At 61.7% G+C, this 16,914-nt stretch carries 13 protein-coding genes; all 13 read left to right on the forward strand.

The window, feature by feature from the left end; genetic code table 11:
• The first annotated feature begins 35 nt into the window (after positions 1 to 35).
• Positions 36 to 1,544 (forward strand): histidine ammonia-lyase, encoded by a 1,509-nt coding sequence (gene hutH / locus HX793_RS07535; RefSeq protein ID WP_177061770.1) that lies wholly within the window; start codon positions 36 to 38, stop codon positions 1,542 to 1,544.
• A 32-nt stretch (positions 1,545 to 1,576) separates the two neighbouring features.
• The gene (gene hutH, locus HX793_RS07540; protein WP_016979148.1) at positions 1,577 to 3,115 is read left to right on the forward strand and encodes a histidine ammonia-lyase; all 1,539 of its coding nucleotides are present in this window, start codon (positions 1,577 to 1,579) and stop codon (positions 3,113 to 3,115) included.
• Positions 3,116 to 3,278: 163 nt separating this feature from the next.
• Positions 3,279 to 4,688: an amino acid permease gene (locus HX793_RS07545; protein ID WP_177094581.1), complete on the forward strand. Its 1,410-nt coding sequence runs from the start codon at positions 3,279 to 3,281 to the stop codon at positions 4,686 to 4,688.
• A gap of 15 nt (positions 4,689 to 4,703) precedes the next feature.
• A complete protein-coding gene (gene hutI, locus HX793_RS07550; RefSeq protein WP_177051688.1) occupies positions 4,704 to 5,909 on the forward strand; it encodes an imidazolonepropionase in 1,206 nt (401 codons plus the stop codon).
• 12 nt (positions 5,910 to 5,921) lie between these two features.
• On the forward strand, positions 5,922 to 6,722 hold the full coding sequence (gene hutG, locus HX793_RS07555) for an N-formylglutamate deformylase (RefSeq protein WP_177051687.1): 801 nt from the start codon (positions 5,922 to 5,924) through the stop codon (positions 6,720 to 6,722).
• Positions 6,723 to 6,851: 129 nt separating this feature from the next.
• Positions 6,852 to 7,784, forward strand: coding sequence for a choline ABC transporter substrate-binding protein (locus HX793_RS07560; RefSeq protein ID WP_016979152.1), 933 nt, complete (start codon positions 6,852 to 6,854; stop codon positions 7,782 to 7,784).
• Complete coding sequence (locus HX793_RS07565) at positions 7,781 to 8,716, forward strand: alpha/beta hydrolase (RefSeq protein WP_177094584.1); 936 nt, start codon at positions 7,781 to 7,783, stop codon at positions 8,714 to 8,716. The genes HX793_RS07560 and HX793_RS07565 overlap by 4 nt, the downstream gene beginning before the upstream one ends.
• A gap of 103 nt (positions 8,717 to 8,819) precedes the next feature.
• Positions 8,820 to 9,791 carry a prolyl aminopeptidase gene (gene pip / locus HX793_RS07570; protein ID WP_177051685.1) on the forward strand — a complete coding sequence of 324 codons (972 nt, stop codon included), beginning with the start codon at positions 8,820 to 8,822 and terminating at the stop codon, positions 9,789 to 9,791.
• Positions 9,788 to 10,225 (forward strand): D-aminoacyl-tRNA deacylase, encoded by a 438-nt coding sequence (gene dtd / locus HX793_RS07575; protein ID WP_177094586.1) that lies wholly within the window; start codon positions 9,788 to 9,790, stop codon positions 10,223 to 10,225. The genes pip and dtd overlap by 4 nt, the downstream gene beginning before the upstream one ends.
• Before the next feature lie 267 nt (positions 10,226 to 10,492).
• Positions 10,493 to 12,229 carry a glucan biosynthesis protein G gene (locus HX793_RS07580; protein WP_028615395.1) on the forward strand — a complete coding sequence of 579 codons (1,737 nt, stop codon included), beginning with the start codon at positions 10,493 to 10,495 and terminating at the stop codon, positions 12,227 to 12,229.
• Complete coding sequence (gene mdoH, locus HX793_RS07585; RefSeq protein ID WP_177051684.1) at positions 12,222 to 14,792, forward strand: glucans biosynthesis glucosyltransferase MdoH; 2,571 nt, start codon at positions 12,222 to 12,224, stop codon at positions 14,790 to 14,792. Before HX793_RS07580 ends, mdoH begins: the two co-directional genes overlap by 8 nt.
• Positions 14,793 to 14,978: 186 nt before the next feature.
• A complete protein-coding gene (locus tag HX793_RS07590; RefSeq protein WP_177051682.1) occupies positions 14,979 to 15,779 on the forward strand; it encodes a transporter substrate-binding domain-containing protein in 801 nt (266 codons plus the stop codon).
• Positions 15,780 to 15,997: 218 nt separating this feature from the next.
• The gene (locus HX793_RS07595) at positions 15,998 to 16,795 is read left to right on the forward strand and encodes a transporter substrate-binding domain-containing protein (protein ID WP_025999974.1); all 798 of its coding nucleotides are present in this window, start codon (positions 15,998 to 16,000) and stop codon (positions 16,793 to 16,795) included.
• Positions 16,796 to 16,914 lie beyond the last annotated feature (119 nt).

The following is a 16,914-nucleotide window of genomic DNA, read 5'->3' on the forward strand; positions in this document are numbered from 1 at the left end:
GGCAAGGCTGCACAAGAATTGAAGAAGGTATGAAGATGTCCCAGGCAGCAAAAATCATCATTGCCGACGCCCCGCTGCGCTGGCAGGACGTCGTCGCCGTGGCCCGCCACGGCGCGGTGCTTGAACTCTCGGGCCAGGCCTGGGGGCGCATCGACAATGCCCAGGCCATCGTGCAACGCATCGTCACCAGCGGTGAGCGCGCCTATGGCGTGAACACCGGCCTGGGCGCGCTGTGCAATGTGTCGCTCAAGGGCGAACAACTCAGCCAGCTGTCGCGTAACACCTTACTGAGTCATGCCTGCGGCGTCGGCCCGGCGCTGAGCGACGAGCAGACCCGCGCGATCATCTGCGCGGCGATCATCAACTACAGCCACGGCAAATCTGGCTTGCATCCGCAGGTGGTGCATTCGTTGCTGGCGCTGCTCAACCACGGCATCACACCGCAAGTGCCGTCCCAGGGCTCGGTGGGTTACCTGACCCACATGGCTCATGTGGGCGTGGCCTTGTTGGGCGTGGGCAATGTGAGTTACCGAGGCCGCATCGTTCCGGCTCAAGAGGCGTTAAGCGCGGAAGGTTTGCATCCGGTCGTGCTCGGCGCCAAAGACGGCCTGTGCCTGGTCAACGGCACGCCGTGCATGACCGGCCTGAGCTGCCTGGCCCTGGCTGACGCCCATCACTTGCTGCAATGGGCCGACGTGATCGGCGCCATGAGCTTCGAGGCACAGCGCGGGCAGATCGACGCGTTTGACGAGGAAATCATCGCCCTCAAACCTCATCCAGGCATGCAGCAAGTCGGCATCAACCTGCGTGCCTTGCTCGATGGCAGCGAAGTGATCGCCAGCAGCAAAGGCCTCCGCACCCAGGACGCGCTGAGTATCCGTTCGATCCCGCAGATCCACGGCGCGGCCCGCGACCAGGTGGAACACGCCACGCGTCAGATCGAGACCGAACTCAACAGCGCCACCGACAACCCGCTGGTACTCGGCACGCCGGACCATTACCGCGTGGTGTCCCAGGCCAACCCCCACGGACAATCCGTGGCTCTGGCGGCGGACATGCTGGCGATTGCCATGGCCGAAATCGGCTCGGTGGCCGAGCGTCGCCTGGACCGCCTGATCAACCCGCACGTCAGCGGCTTGCCGGCGTTCCTGGTGAGCAACCCTGGGGTCAACTCCGGGATGATGATCGTGCAGTACGTCGCCGCCTCGCTGTGTGGGCAAAACCGCCAGTTGGCGCAACCGGCGGTGCTCGACAACTTCGTCACCTCGGGCCTGCAGGAAGACCACCTGAGCATGGGCACCAATGCCGCGCTCAAGCTGCACCAGGTGTTGGCCAACGTGACGCAGATCCTCGCTATCGAGTACTTGCTGGCGGCCCAGGCGTTCGAGTTCCTCAAGGACCAACGCTTTGGCGCCGGCACTGACCGTGCCTGGCGCCTGTTGCGTGAAGTGGTCCCGGCCTACGAGCAGGACCGCTGGCTGGCGCCGGACATTGCGGCCGCTGCCCAACTGCTCAAAGAAACCGACTTACCGAATTTGCACTGAAGACTTATTCAAAAGAACAATTCAAAAGGAGTATGAATGTGACTGCGCTAAACCTGATTCCAGGCCAACTGAGCCTTGCCCAACTGCGAGCCATCTACCAGCAGCCGGTAACCCTCAGTCTGGATGACAGCGCCACGGCGCAGATCGAAGCCAGTGTTGCCTGCGTGGAGCAGATTCTCGCCGAGAACCGCACCGCCTATGGCATCAACACTGGTTTCGGCCTGCTGGCCTCGACCCGCATCGCCAGCGAAGACCTGGAAAACCTCCAGCGTTCCCTGGTGCTGTCCCACGCCGCCGGCGTCGGTGAGCCGATCAGCGATGCGCTGGTGCGGCTGGTCATGGTGCTCAAGGTCAACAGCCTCAGCCGTGGGTTCTCCGGAATCCGCCGCCAGGTAATCGACGCGCTGATCGCGCTGATCAACGCCGAGGTGTACCCGCATATCCCGTTGAAAGGTTCGGTCGGTGCTTCCGGTGACTTGGCGCCATTGGCGCACATGTCCCTGGTGCTGCTGGGCGAAGGCAAGGCGCGCTACAAGGGCGAATGGCTGGAAGCCACCGAGGCGCTGAAAGTCGCCGGCCTGACGCCGTTGACCCTCGCCGCTAAAGAAGGCCTGGCGCTGCTCAACGGCACCCAAGTGTCCACCGCGTACGCCCTGCGTGGCCTGTTCGAAGGCGAAGACCTGTTCGCCGGCGCCCTGGCGTGTGGCGCACTCACCGTGGAAGCGGTGCTGGGTTCGCGCTCACCGTTCGACGCACGCATTCATGCCGCACGCGGCCAGCGTGGGCAGATCGATTCGGCGGCGGCCTATCGTCACCTGCTGGGTGAAAGCAGCCAGGTGTCGCAGTCGCACCAGAACTGCGACAAGGTGCAGGATCCATACTCGCTGCGCTGCCAGCCACAAGTCATGGGCGCGTGCCTGACCCAGTTCCGCCAGGCCGCCGAGGTGCTGGTGGTAGAAGCCAACGCCGTGTCGGATAACCCGCTGGTCTTTGCCGCCGAAGGCGACGTGATTTCCGGCGGCAACTTCCACGCCGAACCAGTGGCCATGGCCGCCGACAACATGGCGCTGGCCATCGCTGAAATCGGCTCGCTCAGCGAGCGCCGTATCTCGCTGATGATGGACAAGCACATGTCGCAACTGCCGCCGTTCCTGGTGGGCAATGGCGGTGTGAACTCCGGCTTCATGATCGCCCAGGTGACCGCCGCCGCGCTCGCCAGCGAAAACAAGGCGTTGGCCCATCCCCATAGCGTCGACAGCTTGCCGACTTCGGCCAACCAGGAAGACCACGTTTCGATGGCCCCCGCTGCGGGCAAGCGCCTGTGGGAAATGGCCGAGAACACCCGTGGCGTTCTCGCCGTGGAATGGCTGGCCGCGTGCCAGGGCCTGGACCTGCGCGAAGGCCTGAAAACCTCGCCTGCGCTGGAAAAAGCGCGCGGGATTCTGCGCGACAAAGTGGCGTTCTATGAAAAGGACCGATTCTTCGCACCGGACATCAACGCCGCCAGCGAGTTGTTGGCCAGCCGCTGCCTGAATGAGCTGGTGCCGGCCAAGCTGCTGCCAAGCCTGTAACCGCAACACCGCTTCCACTGTAGGAGCGAGCTTGCTCGCGAAAATCGCCAACGATGACGCGGGTAGCCTTGCACCCCTTGGCGTTCTCAGGTTCTTCGCGAGCAAGCTCGCTCCTACAGAGGCATCCCGTTTTTCTCAGGATAAGAATAATTAGGGAAGAGAAATGCACCAGCAAGAAAAGGGTTTGAAACGCGGGCTCAGCGCCCGACATATTCGCTTCATGGCACTCGGTTCCGCGATCGGCACCGGGCTGTTCTATGGCTCTGCCTCCGCCATCCAGATGGCCGGCCCCGCCGTGCTGCTGGCTTACCTGATCGGCGGCGCCGCCGTGTTCATGGTGATGCGCGCCCTCGGCGAAATGGCCGTGCACAATCTGGTTTCCGGCTCCTTCGGCCAGTACGCCAGCACTTACCTTGGCCCTATGGCCGGGTTTGTCCTCGGGTGGACCTACGCGTTTGAAATGATCATCGTCTGCCTGGCCGACGTGACCGCCTTCGGCATCTACATGGGCTTCTGGTTTCCCGAAGTCGCACGTTGGGTCTGGGTGCTCGGCATTGTGTTTTTGATCGGCGGCCTGAACCTGTGCAACGTCAAAGTGTTTGGCGAAATGGAGTTCTGGCTGTCGCTGCTCAAGGTCGGCGCCATCGTGGCGATGATCCTCGGCGGGTTTGGCATCATGTTGTTCGGTATTCATTCTGCCGGTGAAACCCAGGCCAGTGGGCTCAGCAACCTGTGGGCCCACGGCGGCTTCATGCCTAATGGCATCGGCGGCCTGATCGCCTCGTTCGCGGTGGTGATGTTTGCCTTTGGCGGCATCGAAATCATCGGCATCACCGCCGGTGAAGCCAAGGACCCCCAACGCGTGATCCCCAAGGCGATCAACGCGGTGCCGCTGCGCATCCTGTTGTTCTACGTGCTAACCCTGTTTGTGCTGATGGCCATCTATCCGTGGCCGCAGATCGGCAGCCAGGGCAGCCCGTTCGTGCAGATCTTCAGCAACTTGGGCATCGGCTCGGCGGCGACCATTCTCAATATCGTGGTGATCTCGGCGGCCGTTTCGGCGATCAACAGTGACATCTTCGGCGCCGGCCGCATGATGTACGGCCTGGCCCAGCAAGGGCAGGCGCCTAAAGGCTTTGCGCAATTGTCCAAACACGGCGTGCCGTGGATGACTGTGGTGGTGATGGGCGCAGCGCTGCTCGGCGGCGTAGTGCTCAACTACCTGATCCCGGAAAACGTGTTCCTGTTGATCGCCTCGATTGCCACCTTCGCCACCGTGTGGGTGTGGCTGATGATCCTGTTCACCCAGGTCGCCATGCGTCGTTCTATGACTAAAGAGCAGGTGGCCGAACTGAAATTCCCCGTGCCGTTCTGGCCCTACGCGCCGGCGGCCGCCATTGTGTTCATGCTGTTCGTGTTTGGCGTGCTGGGTTACTTCCCGGACACCCAGGCCGCTTTGCTGGTCGGTGCTGTGTGGATCGTTCTGCTGGTGGTGGCTTACCTGCTGTGGGTCAAGCCCGCTGCCGGGCAAGCGGCCAAGGTCCATTACGACCCGGCTTTGTCTCATCGTTAATCTAGGGAGGCGTTGATGAAAACGCTTTGGCAACACTGCCACGTCGCAACCATGGCACAGGGCAAATACTCGATCATCGAGGATGCCGCCATGGTGACCGTCGGTTCGCTCATCGAGTGGATCGGCCCCCGCAGCCAGGCACCCACGGCAGATTACGCCCAGGTGCATGACCTGCAAGGCGCGTGGGTCACCCCCGGGCTGATCGACTGCCACACCCACACGGTGTTCGGCGGCAACCGCAGCGGCGAATTCGAGCAGCGCCTCGAAGGCGTGAGCTACGCCGAGATCGCGGCCAAGGGCGGCGGTATTGCCAGCACTGTGCGTGCCACCCGTGCGGCGACGGAAGATGAACTGTTTGCCAGCGCTGAAAAACGCCTGCGCAGTCTGCTACGTGATGGCGTGACCACCGTGGAGATCAAGTCCGGCTACGGCCTGGACTTGGCCAACGAACGCAAGATGCTGCGCGTCGCCCGTCGCCTCGGCGAAGCACTGCCGGTCAGCGTGCGCGCCACGTGCCTGGCGGCCCACGCGTTGCCGCCGGAATACAAGGACCGCGCCGACGACTACATCGAGCACATCTGCGCCGAAATGCTGCCGGCCTTGGCGGCGGAAGGGCTGGTGGACGCGGTGGATGCCTTCTGCGAATACCTGGCGTTTTCCACCGAACAGGTGGAGCGCGTGTTCAAAGTTGCCCAGCAACTCGGCCTGCCGGTGAAGCTGCATGCCGAGCAACTCTCGTCGCTGCACGGCTCCAGCCTGGCGGCGCGTTACCAGGCGCTGTCGGCGGACCACCTGGAGTTCATGACCGAAGAAGACGCCATCGCCATGGCCGCCTCCGGTACCGTCGCGGTGCTGCTGCCGGGCGCGTTCTACTTCCTGCGCGAAACCCAGTTGCCGCCGATGGACGCCCTGCGCAAGCATCGCGTGAAGATCGCCATCGCCAGCGACCTCAACCCCGGCACCTCGCCGGCGCTGTCGGTGCGCCTGATGCTGAACATGGCTTGCACGCTGTTCCGCATGACCCCGGAAGAGGCTTTGGCGGGCGCCACTCAACATGCGGCGACCGCACTGGGCATGGGCGACAGCCACGGCTCCCTGGAAGTGGGCAAGGTTGCGGACTTCGTCGCCTGGCAGATTGATCGTCCTGCCGACCTGGCCTATTGGCTGGGCGGCGAGCTGGATAAACGCGTCGTACGCCATGGCGTCGATGTCACTGTTTGAGGAGTACTGTTCGTGGATAAGGTTCTGAACTTCAAACAAGGCCGTGTGCCGCTGCTGATCAGCATGCCCCACGCCGGTCTGCGCCTGACGCCTGCGGTCGAGGCGGGGTTGATCCCCGAGGCGCAAAGCCTGCCGGACACCGACTGGCACATCCCCACGTTGTATGACTTTGCCGAAGAGCTGGGTGCCAGCACCTTGGCGGCCGAGTACTCGCGGTTCGTCATCGACCTTAACCGCCCCTCCGACGACAAGCCGCTGTACGCGGGCGCCACCACCGGCCTGTACCCGGCCACGTTGTTCGACGGCGTGCCGTTGTTCCAGGAAGGCCTGGAACCCAGCGAGACCGAACGCGCCAGCTACTTGCAAAAGGTCTGGGGCCCGTATCACCGCACGCTTCAAGAAGAGCTGGCGCGGCTCAAGGCCGAGTTCGGCTACGCCTTGCTGTTCGATGCGCACTCGATCCGCTCGGTAATCCCGCACCTGTTTGAAGGCAAGCTGCCGGACTTCAACCTCGGCACTTTCAATGGCGCCGCCTGTGATCCGGAGTTGGCCAGCCAACTGGAGGCCATTTGCGCGGCACACCCGCAGTACAGCCATGTGCTGAACGGGCGTTTCAAGGGTGGCCATATCACCCGGCATTACGGTGACCCGGCCCAGGATATCCACGCGGTGCAGCTGGAGTTGTGCCAGAGCGCCTATATGGAAGAGTTCGAGCCGTTCCGTTATCGACCGGATCTGGCCGAGCCGACGAGGGTGGTGTTGAAGCAATTGTTGCAAGGTTTGTTGGCGTGGGGGCAGAAGCGCTACGGCTGACCGTCTGTCGCCTGGGTGCAAAACCCGGTCGCCACAGGTCGCTTTTATCGAGGTCTCGCTGGGTAAGGTTGTGGATACGGCGCGTCAGACGCCACTCCTACAATAAAGCTGCCGAGTGAGACCTCTTCCATGAAAAAACTGTTGTTGACCCTCACCGGCGCCGCGTTGCTCAGCGCCAACGTCATGGCCGCCGAACCGGCCTCCTGCAAGAACATCCGCATGGGCGTGGTCAGTTGGACCGACGTGGTCGCCACTTCCGGCATGGCCGACGTGTTGCTCAATGGCCTCGGCTACGACAGCAAACAGACCAGCGCCGTGCAGCAGATCATCTTTGCTGGCATCCGCGACAAGCGCCTGGATATTTTCCTCGGTTACTGGAAGCCGGCGATGGACAACAATATCGCGCCGTTCCTGGCGGCCAAGCAGGTCAAGGTGTTCGATACGCCCAGCCTCGCCGACGCCCAGGCCACCCTGGCCGTGCCGCAATACGTGGCCGACGCGGGCTTGAAGACTTTCGCCGACATCGCCCGCTTCAAGGACAAGCTGGGCGGCAAGATCTATGGTATCGAGCCAGGCAGCGGCGCGAACACCGATATCCAGAAAATGATCGACACCAACCGCTTCGGCCTTGGCGGCTTCAAGCTGGTGGCCTCCGGTGAAGCGGGGATGCTGGCGGCGGTGCAGCGGGCGGTGAATCGCAAGGAGTTTGTGGTGTTCGTCGGTTGGACCCCGCACCCGATGAACATCAATATGAAGATGGCCTACCTCACCGGCAGTGAAGACGTGTTCGGCCCCGACGAAGGCCGCGCCACCGTCTCCACCGTCACCGCGCCGGATTTTGCCGAACGCTGCCCCAACGCGAATCGCTTGTTGGAGAACCTCACCTTCACCGCCGCCCAGGAAAGCCAGTTGATGGTGCCGATCATGGAGCGAAAGTCGCCGCAGGATGTGGCCAAGCAATGGTTGCGTGACCATCCCGAGGATTTGCAGCGCTGGCTGGCTGGGGTCAAGGCGCTTGATGGCAGCGATGGGGCGGCGGCGGTGCAGGCGAGCCTGAAATGAGTCGATACCCTATTTCGCCTGAGCTGGCAGCGTTCGTGGAGAAGACGGAGTCCTTCACCAGCGACGACTCGTCGCTGGCGGGGTTGCGCCGAAACTATGACCGCATGTGCCGGGCATTCACCCCGCCGAAACCAGAAAACTTGCAGGTCGAGGACTTCGCCTTGGCCGGCGTAGGCGTGCGCAGTTATCTGCCGGCCGCGCCGATGCCTCCTGACGGTTGGCCATGCCTCCTTTATATGCACGGCGGCGGCTGGGTGGTCGGCGACCTGGATTCCCACGATTTCATCTGCTTCGAACTGGCCACGGTCTTGCAAGTCTTGGTGATCGCCATCGATTATCGGCTGGCGCCTGAACACCCGTTCCCGGCCGCCTACGAGGATTGTCGTACCGTGTGGCAAGCAATCCTGACAGGGCAGGTGCCGCATGCCATCGACGTGCAGCGTTTGGTGGTCATGGGCGACAGTGCGGGCGGCAACCTGGCGGCAGCATTGTGTACGGGGTTGCGTGACGACGGGCAACCGTTGCCGCGAGCCCAGGTCTTGATTTATCCGGGGTTGGGCGGCCCCTCCGACTTGCCATCGCGGGGTGACTGCATGGACGCGCCCCTGCTCAGCAGCGCCGACACCGACTGCTACCTGGCGCTGTACCTGCAGGGCAGCGGCAAACCGTCGCCCTACGCCATGCCGCTGCTGGCCGCAGACTTCAGCGGTTTGCCCAAGGCCTTCATCGCCGTGGCCCAGTTCGACCCGTTGCGCGACGACGGCATGCTTTACGCTGAACGCCTGCAAGCGGCGGGCGTAGCCACCGTGCTGTATCCCGGCAAAGGCCTGGTGCACGGCTGCCTGCGGGCGCGGCGGCAGGTGCCGGAAGTGGATCGGCTCTACGAGTACTTGCTGGACTACCTGGGGAGCGAAGCGCTGACACAGGTCTAAGTGCTCTAGGACATGCTCATTGCACAATTCGGGTTTATAGTGCCAGACGGCAAAATAAAAGACGTCCCCCCAGGGATGAACCCGACCCCTTACGGAGCGCGCAATGCAGACTTGGTTCCCGCAGATCAAACCCCACGCCCGGCACGATCTGGCTGTCGATGACACCCACACACTGTACGTCGACGAAAGTGGCTCCCCCGAAGGTTTGCCCGTTGTCTTCATCCATGGTGGCCCTGGTGCCGGTTGTGATGCCCAGAGCCGCTGCTATTTCGACCCGAACCTGTACCGCATCGTCACCTTCGACCAGCGTGGCTGCGGCCGCTCTACCCCGCGCGCCAGCCTGGAGAACAACACCACCTGGGACCTGGTCGCCGACCTTGAGCGCATCCGCGAGCATCTGGGCATCGACAAATGGGTGCTGTTCGGCGGCTCCTGGGGCTCGACCCTGGCCCTGGCCTACGCGCAAACCCACCCGGAGCGTGTACACGGCCTGATCGTTCGCGGCATTTTCCTGGCACGCCCGCAGGACATTCACTGGTTCTATCAGGAAGGGGCGAGCCGCCTGTTCCCGGATTACTGGCAGGACTACCTCGCGCCGATCCCGCCAGAAGAGCGCCACGACATGATCGCGGCCTACCACAAGCGCCTCACCGGCAATGATCAGATCGCCCAGATGCATGCGGCCAAGGCCTGGTCCGGCTGGGAAGGGCGCATGCTCGGCCTGTGCCCGAGCCCGCAGCATGTGGAGCGGTTTTCCGAGCCGCAACGCGCCCTGTCCATCGCGCGGATCGAGTGCCACTACTTCACCAACAACTCTTTCCTGGAGCCCAACCAGCTGATCCGCGATATGCACAAGATCGCCCATCTGCCTGGCGTAATCATCCACGGGCGCTACGATATGATTTGCCCTTTGGATAACGCTTGGGAGTTGCACCAGGCGTGGCCCAACAGTGAGTTGCAGGTGATTCGCGAGGCCGGCCATGCCGCGTCCGAGCCCGGCATCACCGATGCCTTGGTGCGGGCGACCAGCCAGATGGCACGTCGCTTGCTCGACCTGCCGCCCGAAGAAGCATGAAGGGCCTGCTGCAACGGGTGCGCGGCGCCCAGGTCGAGGTGGCGGGCGAAATCGTCGGCGCCATCGACCAGGGTTTGCTGGTGCTGGTGGCCGTCGAGCCTGCGGATACGCCGGAGAGTGCCGATAAGCTGTTACACAAGCTGTTGAACTATCGGGTGTTCAGCGACGATGAAGGCAAGATGAACCTGTCGTTGAAGGATATCGACGGCGGTTTGCTGCTGGTGTCGCAGTTTACCCTGGCGGCCGATACCAAGAGCGGGCTGCGGCCGAGCTTCTCAACAGCGGCTCCGCCGGCCCTGGGAGCAGCGCTTTTTGATCACTTGCTGTTACAAGCGCAACAATTGCATGGCAAGGTGGCGTCAGGGCGTTTTGGCGCCGATATGCAGGTGCATTTGGTCAATGATGGCCCTGTGACCTTCCTCTTGCAGACGTGAATGTATTAAAAACGACTTTTAATGCCTAAAAACGCAGGGTTTCGCTACAAATACTTCGTTATCCCTGATGCGTTGTTTCGCGGGCTACTAGATAATCGCGCGCTACGGGGATCAGCGTTGTTTGGTCCATTTTTGACTTAGGTAGAGACTTGTCCGACAACCAATGGGGAATCATTTTGCCCCAGGGGAGTCGGAACAATGCTCGCCAACCTGGCATATAGATAGCTGGCCGTTGGTTTTTTGATCTGTTTTCGGCGAGGGTTGCTCGTGATTGTTAGTCCCTGTAATGCACCAAAATTGTCTGCCAAACGGTTACGAAACGCACTGGTGACGGGCTCCGCCCTGTTTTGCCTGTTCGGCGCGGGTCAACTGTGGGCATTCAGTCTGGATGATGTGTCGGCCAAGGCAAAAGAGCTGGCCGGGCAGAAATACGAAGCTCCGCGCAGCAATCTGCCGAACGAATTCCGTGAAATGAAGTTCGCGGACTACCAGAAGATTCGTTTCCGCAACGAAAAAGCCGAGTGGGCCGATCAGAACACCCCGTTCAAGCTGTCCTTCTATCACCAGGGTATGCACTTCGATACACCGGTGAAAATCAACGAAGTCACCGCCGACAGCGTCCAGGAAATCAAGTACGACCCGACGCGCTTCGATTTCGGCGACGTGAAGTTTGATCCCAAAGCTACCGAACAGCTGGGTTATGCCGGCTTCCGTGTGCTTTACCCGATCAACAAGGCCGACAAGCAAGACGAAATCATGACCATGCTGGGCGCGAGCTACTTCCGCGTGGTTGGCAAGGGCCAGGCGTATGGCCTGTCTGCCCGTGGCATGGCGATCGACACCGCGTTGCCGTCCGGCGAAGAATTCCCGCGGTTCACCGAGTTCTGGATCGAGCGTCCAAAGCCGGGTGAGAAACAACTGGTGATCTTTGCCCTGCTGGACTCCCCACGGGCTACCGGCGCGTATCGCCTGATCCTGCGTCCGGGCACCGACACCATTGTCGACGTGAAATCCCAGATGTTCCTGCGCGACAAGGTCAGCAAACTGGGCGTTGCCCCGTTGACCAGCATGTACCTGTTCGGCGCGAACCAACCGTCCAAAGTGCTGAACTACCGTCGTGAACTGCACGACTCCAGCGGTCTGTCGATCCATGCCGGCAACGGCGAGTGGATCTGGCGCCCACTGAACAACCCGAAACACCTGTCGGTCAGCAACTTCACCGTCGAGAACCCGAAAGGTTTCGGCCTGCTGCAACGCGGTCGCGACTTCAGTCACTACGAAGACCTTGACGACAACTACGACAAGCGCCCAAGCGCCTGGATCGAGCCTGAGGGCGACTGGGGCAAAGGCACCGTCAACCTGGTGGAAATCCCGACCGCCGACGAAACCAACGACAACATCGTTGCGTTCTGGAGCCCGGCCGAGCTGCCTGAAGTCGGCAAGCCACTGGACGTTTCCTACCGCCTGCACTGGACCATGGACGAGAAGTCCCTGCACCCGAGCGACAGCGCGTGGGTCAAGCAAACCCTGCGTTCTACCGGTGACGTGAAGCAATCCAACCTGATCCGCCAGCCTGACGGTAGCGTGGCCTACCTGGTGGACTTCGAGGGCCCATCCCTCAAGGCCCTGCCATCGGATGCCCCGGTGCGCAGCCAAGTGAGTGTCAGCGACAACGCCGAACTGGTTGAAAACAGTGTGCGTTACAACGAACACACCAAAGGCTGGCGCCTGACCCTGCGCATGAAGATCAAGGACGCAGGCAAACCGACCGAAATGCGCGCCGCGCTGGTGCAGGACGTTCCGCCACCCGCTCCTGAGCAGGACTCGAGCCACGTGCTCAAGGCTGACAAGGTCCTGGCCAAGCAGCACGAGAAACAGGCCAAGAAAGATGCGAAAGACAAGGAAGCCAAGCAGCCAGAAGCTGCCCCAGCCACACCGGAGCCGATCAAGACCGAGCAAGTCCTGACCGAAACCTGGAGCTATCAGTTGCCTGCCGATGAGTAATTCTCAAGTCCAGCCAGAAACTCTGCAGGAGTATCTGGCGCATCTACCGATGACCGCTGAGCAGCGCGCCGAACTGGCGGGCTGCACATCCTTCACCGAGTTGCACGAACGCTTGTCGTCGTCCACCTTCGACGCACCGGTCGATGCCGCCCAGGCGTCGGTTGGCACGCGGTTGACCCTCAACACGGCCGAAGAGCTGCAAGACGCCGAAATGCTGGCGGTCGACGCCGCCGGTCGCGTGTGCCTGAAGGCCACGCCGCCGATCCGTCGTACCCGCGTGGTGCCGGAGCCGTGGCGCACGAATATCCTGGTGCGCGGCTGGCGCCGTATCACCGGGCGCAGCAATCCTCCGGCGCCGCCGAAGGATGAGCGTGTATTGCCGGCCGCGCGCTGGCGTACCGTCGGTTCGATCCGTCGTTATATCCTGCTGGTGCTGATGCTCGGCCAGACCATCGTTGCCGGTTGGTACATGAAAGGCATCATGCCGTACCAGGGTTGGTCGCTGGTCGACTTCGACGAAATCCGCAACCAGACCCTGCTGCAAACCGCTACCCAGGTACTGCCTTACGCCCTGCAAACCAGCATCCTGATCATGTTCGGGATCCTGTTCTGCTGGGTGTCGGCCGGCTTCTGGACCGCGTTGATGGGCTTTCTGGAGTTGCTCACCGGTCACGATAAATACCGGATCTCCGGTAAAAGTGCCGGTGACGAGCCGATTCCGAAAGACGCCCGTACCGCGCTGGTGATGCCGATCTGCAACGAAGACGTGCCTCGGGTATTCGCCGGTTTGCGTGCCACCTTCGAGTCGGTCGCCGCCACCGGTGACTTGGACCGTTTCGATTTTTTCGTGCTCAGCGACAGTAATGACGCCGACATCTGCATCGCCGAACAGCAAGCCTGGCTTGACGTGTGCCGCGAAGCCGGTGGCTTCGGCAAGATCTTCTATCGCCGTCGCCGCCGTCGCGTAAAGCGCAAGAGCGGCAACCTCGACGACTTCTGCCGTCGCTGGGGCGGTGACTACAAGTACATGGTCGTGCTCGACGCCGACAGCGTGATGAGTGGCGAATGCCTGACCAGCCTGGTACGCCTGATGGAAGCCACGCCGGATGCCGGGATTATCCAGACCGCGCCGCGTGCGTCGGGCATGGACACCCTGTATGCGCGCATGCAGCAGTTCGCTACCCGCGTGTACGGCCCGCTGTTCACCGCCGGCCTGCACTTCTGGCAGCTGGGTGAATCCCACTACTGGGGTCACAACGCAATCATCCGCATGAAGCCGTTCATCGAGCACTGCGCCCTGGCGCCGTTGCCGGGCAAAGGCGCGTTCGCCGGTTCCATCCTGTCCCACGACTTCGTTGAAGCGGCGCTGATGCGCCGTGCCGGCTGGGGCGTGTGGATTGCCTACGACTTGCCGGGCAGCTACGAAGAGCTACCGCCGAACCTGCTGGACGAACTCAAGCGTGACCGTCGCTGGTGCCACGGCAACCTGATGAACTTCCGCCTGTTCCTGGTGAAGGGCATGCACCCGGTGCACCGTGCGGTGTTCCTGACCGGCGTGATGTCCTACCTGTCGGCGCCGTTGTGGTTCCTGTTCCTGGTGTTGTCCACGGCGTTGCTGGCGGTGAACACGCTGATGGAGCCGCAGTACTTCATGGCACCACGCCAGTTGTACCCGCTGTGGCCGCAATGGCATCCGGACAAGGCGGTGGCGCTGTTCTCCACCACCATCGTGCTGCTGTTCCTGCCGAAACTGCTGAGCATCATCCTGATCTGGGCCAAGGGCGCGAAAGAGTTCGGCGGCAAGTTCAAGGTGACCTTGTCGATGCTGCTGGAGATGCTGTTCTCCATGCTGCTGGCGCCGGTGCGGATGATCTTCCACACCCGCTTCGTGCTCGCCGCGTTCCTCGGCTGGGCCGCGACCTGGAACTCACCGCAGCGTGACGACGACTCCACCCCATGGAGCGAAGCGGTCAAGCGCCACGGTCCGCAAACCGTGCTGGGCTTCCTGTGGGCCCTGCTGGTGGTGTGGTTGAACCCGAGCTTCCTGTGGTGGTTGGTACCGATCGTGGGGTCGCTGATGCTGTCGATCCCGGTGTCGGTGATCTCCAGCCGTGTCGGACTGGGCCTCAAGTCCCGCGACGAGAGCCTGTTCCTGATCCCCGAGGAATACAATCCGCCGCAGGCCTTGCTGTCGACCGAGTTGTACACCCACGAAAACCGTTGGCACGCGCTGAACGATGGCTTCGTGCGCTCGGTGGTCGACCCGCAGCAGAACGCCCTGGCCTGCGCCTTGGCGACTTCGCGTCACCGTGAAGCGGAGCCGATCGAGTACCTGCGCACCGAACGTGTGCGTCACGCGTTGAAAGTCGGCCCGGCCGGCCTCAACAACGGTGAACGCCTGGCTCTGTTGAGCGACCCGGTCGCCCTGGCGCGCCTGCATGAGCACGTCTGGAACGAAGGCCATGCAGAGTGGCTCGCCGCCTGGCGTGACTCGATCAAGGCTGATCCGCACGCGCCGTTGCTGCCGCTGCAACCGCTGTCGTCCCAGGCCCAAACGGCCTGATTCAGACGCCCCCGAGGGTTCTCCTCGGGGGCGTTCCAAGCGCTAATCCTACAGCGTTTTCCCCTTCTTCCTCCCTTGCGCCAAGCCCTTGTTTTTTCGAAACAAAAGACCCTTGTTCGAGGCGTATTGCCGTGCCTGTGACTGAGTTAGCATCGCCCCGGATTTGGACTTGCCACTGGGGTATTCATGAGCAAAGGCTATTGTTCGGCGCTGCTGCTAAGCGCTGTCGCATTGATTCACATGGGGCTGGCGCAGGCCGGCGCGGTTGATGATGCCGTTCGACGCGGCGTATTGAAAGTCGGCACCACGCCCACCTATGTGCCCTTCGAAATGACCGACAAACAGGGGCGTATCGTCGGTTTTGAAATCGACCTGCTCAACGTCATGAGTCAAGCGCTGGGCGTGGAACTTGAGTTGGTCGCAGTGCCCTACACCGAGTTGGTGGCGGGGTTACAGGCGAAGAAATTCGACCTGATCGGCAGCGGCATGACCGTCACCCAGGAGCGCAACCTCAAGCTGAACTTCAGCGACTCGTTCATCGTGGTCGGCCAGTCCGTGCTGTTACACCCAAGCCTGGCGGGCAAGGTCAGCAGTGTGGAAGACCTGGACGACGCTAGCTACCGGATCGCTGCCACGCAAGGCACTACTGGCGAAGCGGCGGCGCGACGGTTTCTAGGAGCAGCCCGACTCAGCAGTTTCTCAACACCGGAGGAAGGGGTACGCCAAGTGGTACAAGGCAAGGCCGATGCCTTTATTCATGACGCGCCCTACAACCTGATCGCCTTGAGCCGCCCGGAGAACGGCACTCTACTGGCGCTTGAGCAGCCTTTCACATTTGAACCTCTGGCGTTTGGTTTGAAAAAAGGCGATTTCGACAGCCTTAACTGGATCAATCACTTCCTCAACCAGATTGCCCAGGATGGGACCTACGATCGTCTTCACGATAAGTGGTTCAGGGACACCGAGTGGTTGTCGGAAATCGACTGAAAGTCATAACTGCTTACACATCAATCTGTTGCCACTGCCCTCAACGCGCGCGTCTACGTCTGCCCTCTGCTGCACGGTTGTGGGGCTTTTCCGACATACGCCGACAACAAATAGCCGTGAAACCTTTGTGACAGCAGGCGAGTGGGTTAGGATCGCACCCCGAAATGGTGCAGCCGTTTGCGCGCCGACCTTATAAGAATCGTTCAGGGGACTTGATGATGAAAAAGTATCTTTCGATGCTGCTGCTAGGCGTCACCGCGCTGGTCGCGGTCAATGCGGCCCAGGCCGGCGCCATCGATGATGCGGTCAAGCGCGGCACGCTGAAAGTCGGCATGGACCCGACCTACATGCCGTTCCAGATGACCAACAAGCGCGGCGAAATCATCGGTTTCGAAGTGGACATCCTCAAGGCCATGGCAAAGTCCATGGGCGTCAAGTTCGAGCCGATCTCTACCGGCTACGACGGCATCATCCCGGCCCTGCTGACCAACAAGTTCGACATGATCGGCAGCGGCATGACCCTGACCCAGGAACGCAACCTGCGCCTGAACTTCAGCGAACCCTTCATCGTCGTCGGCCAGACCCTGCTGATCCGCAAGGAGCTGGAAGGCACCATCAAGTCCTACAAAGACCTGAACGACGAGAAATATCGCCTGACCTCCAAGCTCGGCACCACCGGTGAGATGGTCGCCAAGAAGCTGATCTCCAAGGCCAAGTACCACGGCTACGACAACGAGCAGGAAGGCGTGCTGGACGTGGTCAACGGCAAGGCCGATGCCTTTGTGTATGACGCGCCGTACAACGTGGTGGCCGAGAAGAAAGTCGGTAACGGCAAGCTGGTGTACCTCGAAGAACCCTTCACCTTCGAACCCCTGGCGTTCGGCCTGAAGAAAGGCGACTACGACAGCATCAACTTCATCAACAACTTCCTGCACCAGATCCGCAACGACGGCACCTACGATCGCATCCATGACAAGTGGTTCAAGAGCTCCGAGTGGCTCAAGGACATGGAGTAAGGCTTTAGACCGAGTTGCCTGTATCGCAGGCAAGCCAGCTCCCACCTTTGACGGTGTTCACAAATCAAAATGTGGGAGCGGGCTTGCCCGCGATGGCGGCCTCACAGGCAACACAAATC

This window comes from Pseudomonas reactans (assembly GCF_013387025.1).
GTDB classification, from domain to species: Bacteria; Pseudomonadota; Gammaproteobacteria; order Pseudomonadales; family Pseudomonadaceae; genus Aquipseudomonas; species Aquipseudomonas reactans.

What these genes read in the sequence shown, in the direction of transcription:
- hutH (WP_177061770.1), top strand. Translation starts at nt 36, where the DNA reads ATGTCCCAGGCAGCAAAAATCATCATTGCCGACGCCCCGCTGCGCTGG.
- hutH (WP_016979148.1), top strand. Translation starts at nt 1,577, where the DNA reads ATGAATGTGACTGCGCTAAACCTGATTCCAGGCCAACTGAGCCTTGCC.
- HX793_RS07545 (WP_177094581.1), top strand. Translation starts at nt 3,279, where the DNA reads ATGCACCAGCAAGAAAAGGGTTTGAAACGCGGGCTCAGCGCCCGACAT.
- hutI (WP_177051688.1), top strand. Translation starts at nt 4,704, where the DNA reads ATGAAAACGCTTTGGCAACACTGCCACGTCGCAACCATGGCACAGGGC.
- HX793_RS07560 (WP_016979152.1), top strand. Translation starts at nt 6,852, where the DNA reads ATGAAAAAACTGTTGTTGACCCTCACCGGCGCCGCGTTGCTCAGCGCC.
- HX793_RS07565 (WP_177094584.1), top strand. Translation starts at nt 7,781, where the DNA reads ATGAGTCGATACCCTATTTCGCCTGAGCTGGCAGCGTTCGTGGAGAAG.
- pip (WP_177051685.1), top strand. Translation starts at nt 8,820, where the DNA reads ATGCAGACTTGGTTCCCGCAGATCAAACCCCACGCCCGGCACGATCTG.
- dtd (WP_177094586.1), top strand. Translation starts at nt 9,788, where the DNA reads ATGAAGGGCCTGCTGCAACGGGTGCGCGGCGCCCAGGTCGAGGTGGCG.
- mdoH (WP_177051684.1), top strand. Translation starts at nt 12,222, where the DNA reads ATGAGTAATTCTCAAGTCCAGCCAGAAACTCTGCAGGAGTATCTGGCG.
- HX793_RS07590 (WP_177051682.1), top strand. Translation starts at nt 14,979, where the DNA reads ATGAGCAAAGGCTATTGTTCGGCGCTGCTGCTAAGCGCTGTCGCATTG.
- HX793_RS07595 (WP_025999974.1), top strand. Translation starts at nt 15,998, where the DNA reads ATGAAAAAGTATCTTTCGATGCTGCTGCTAGGCGTCACCGCGCTGGTC.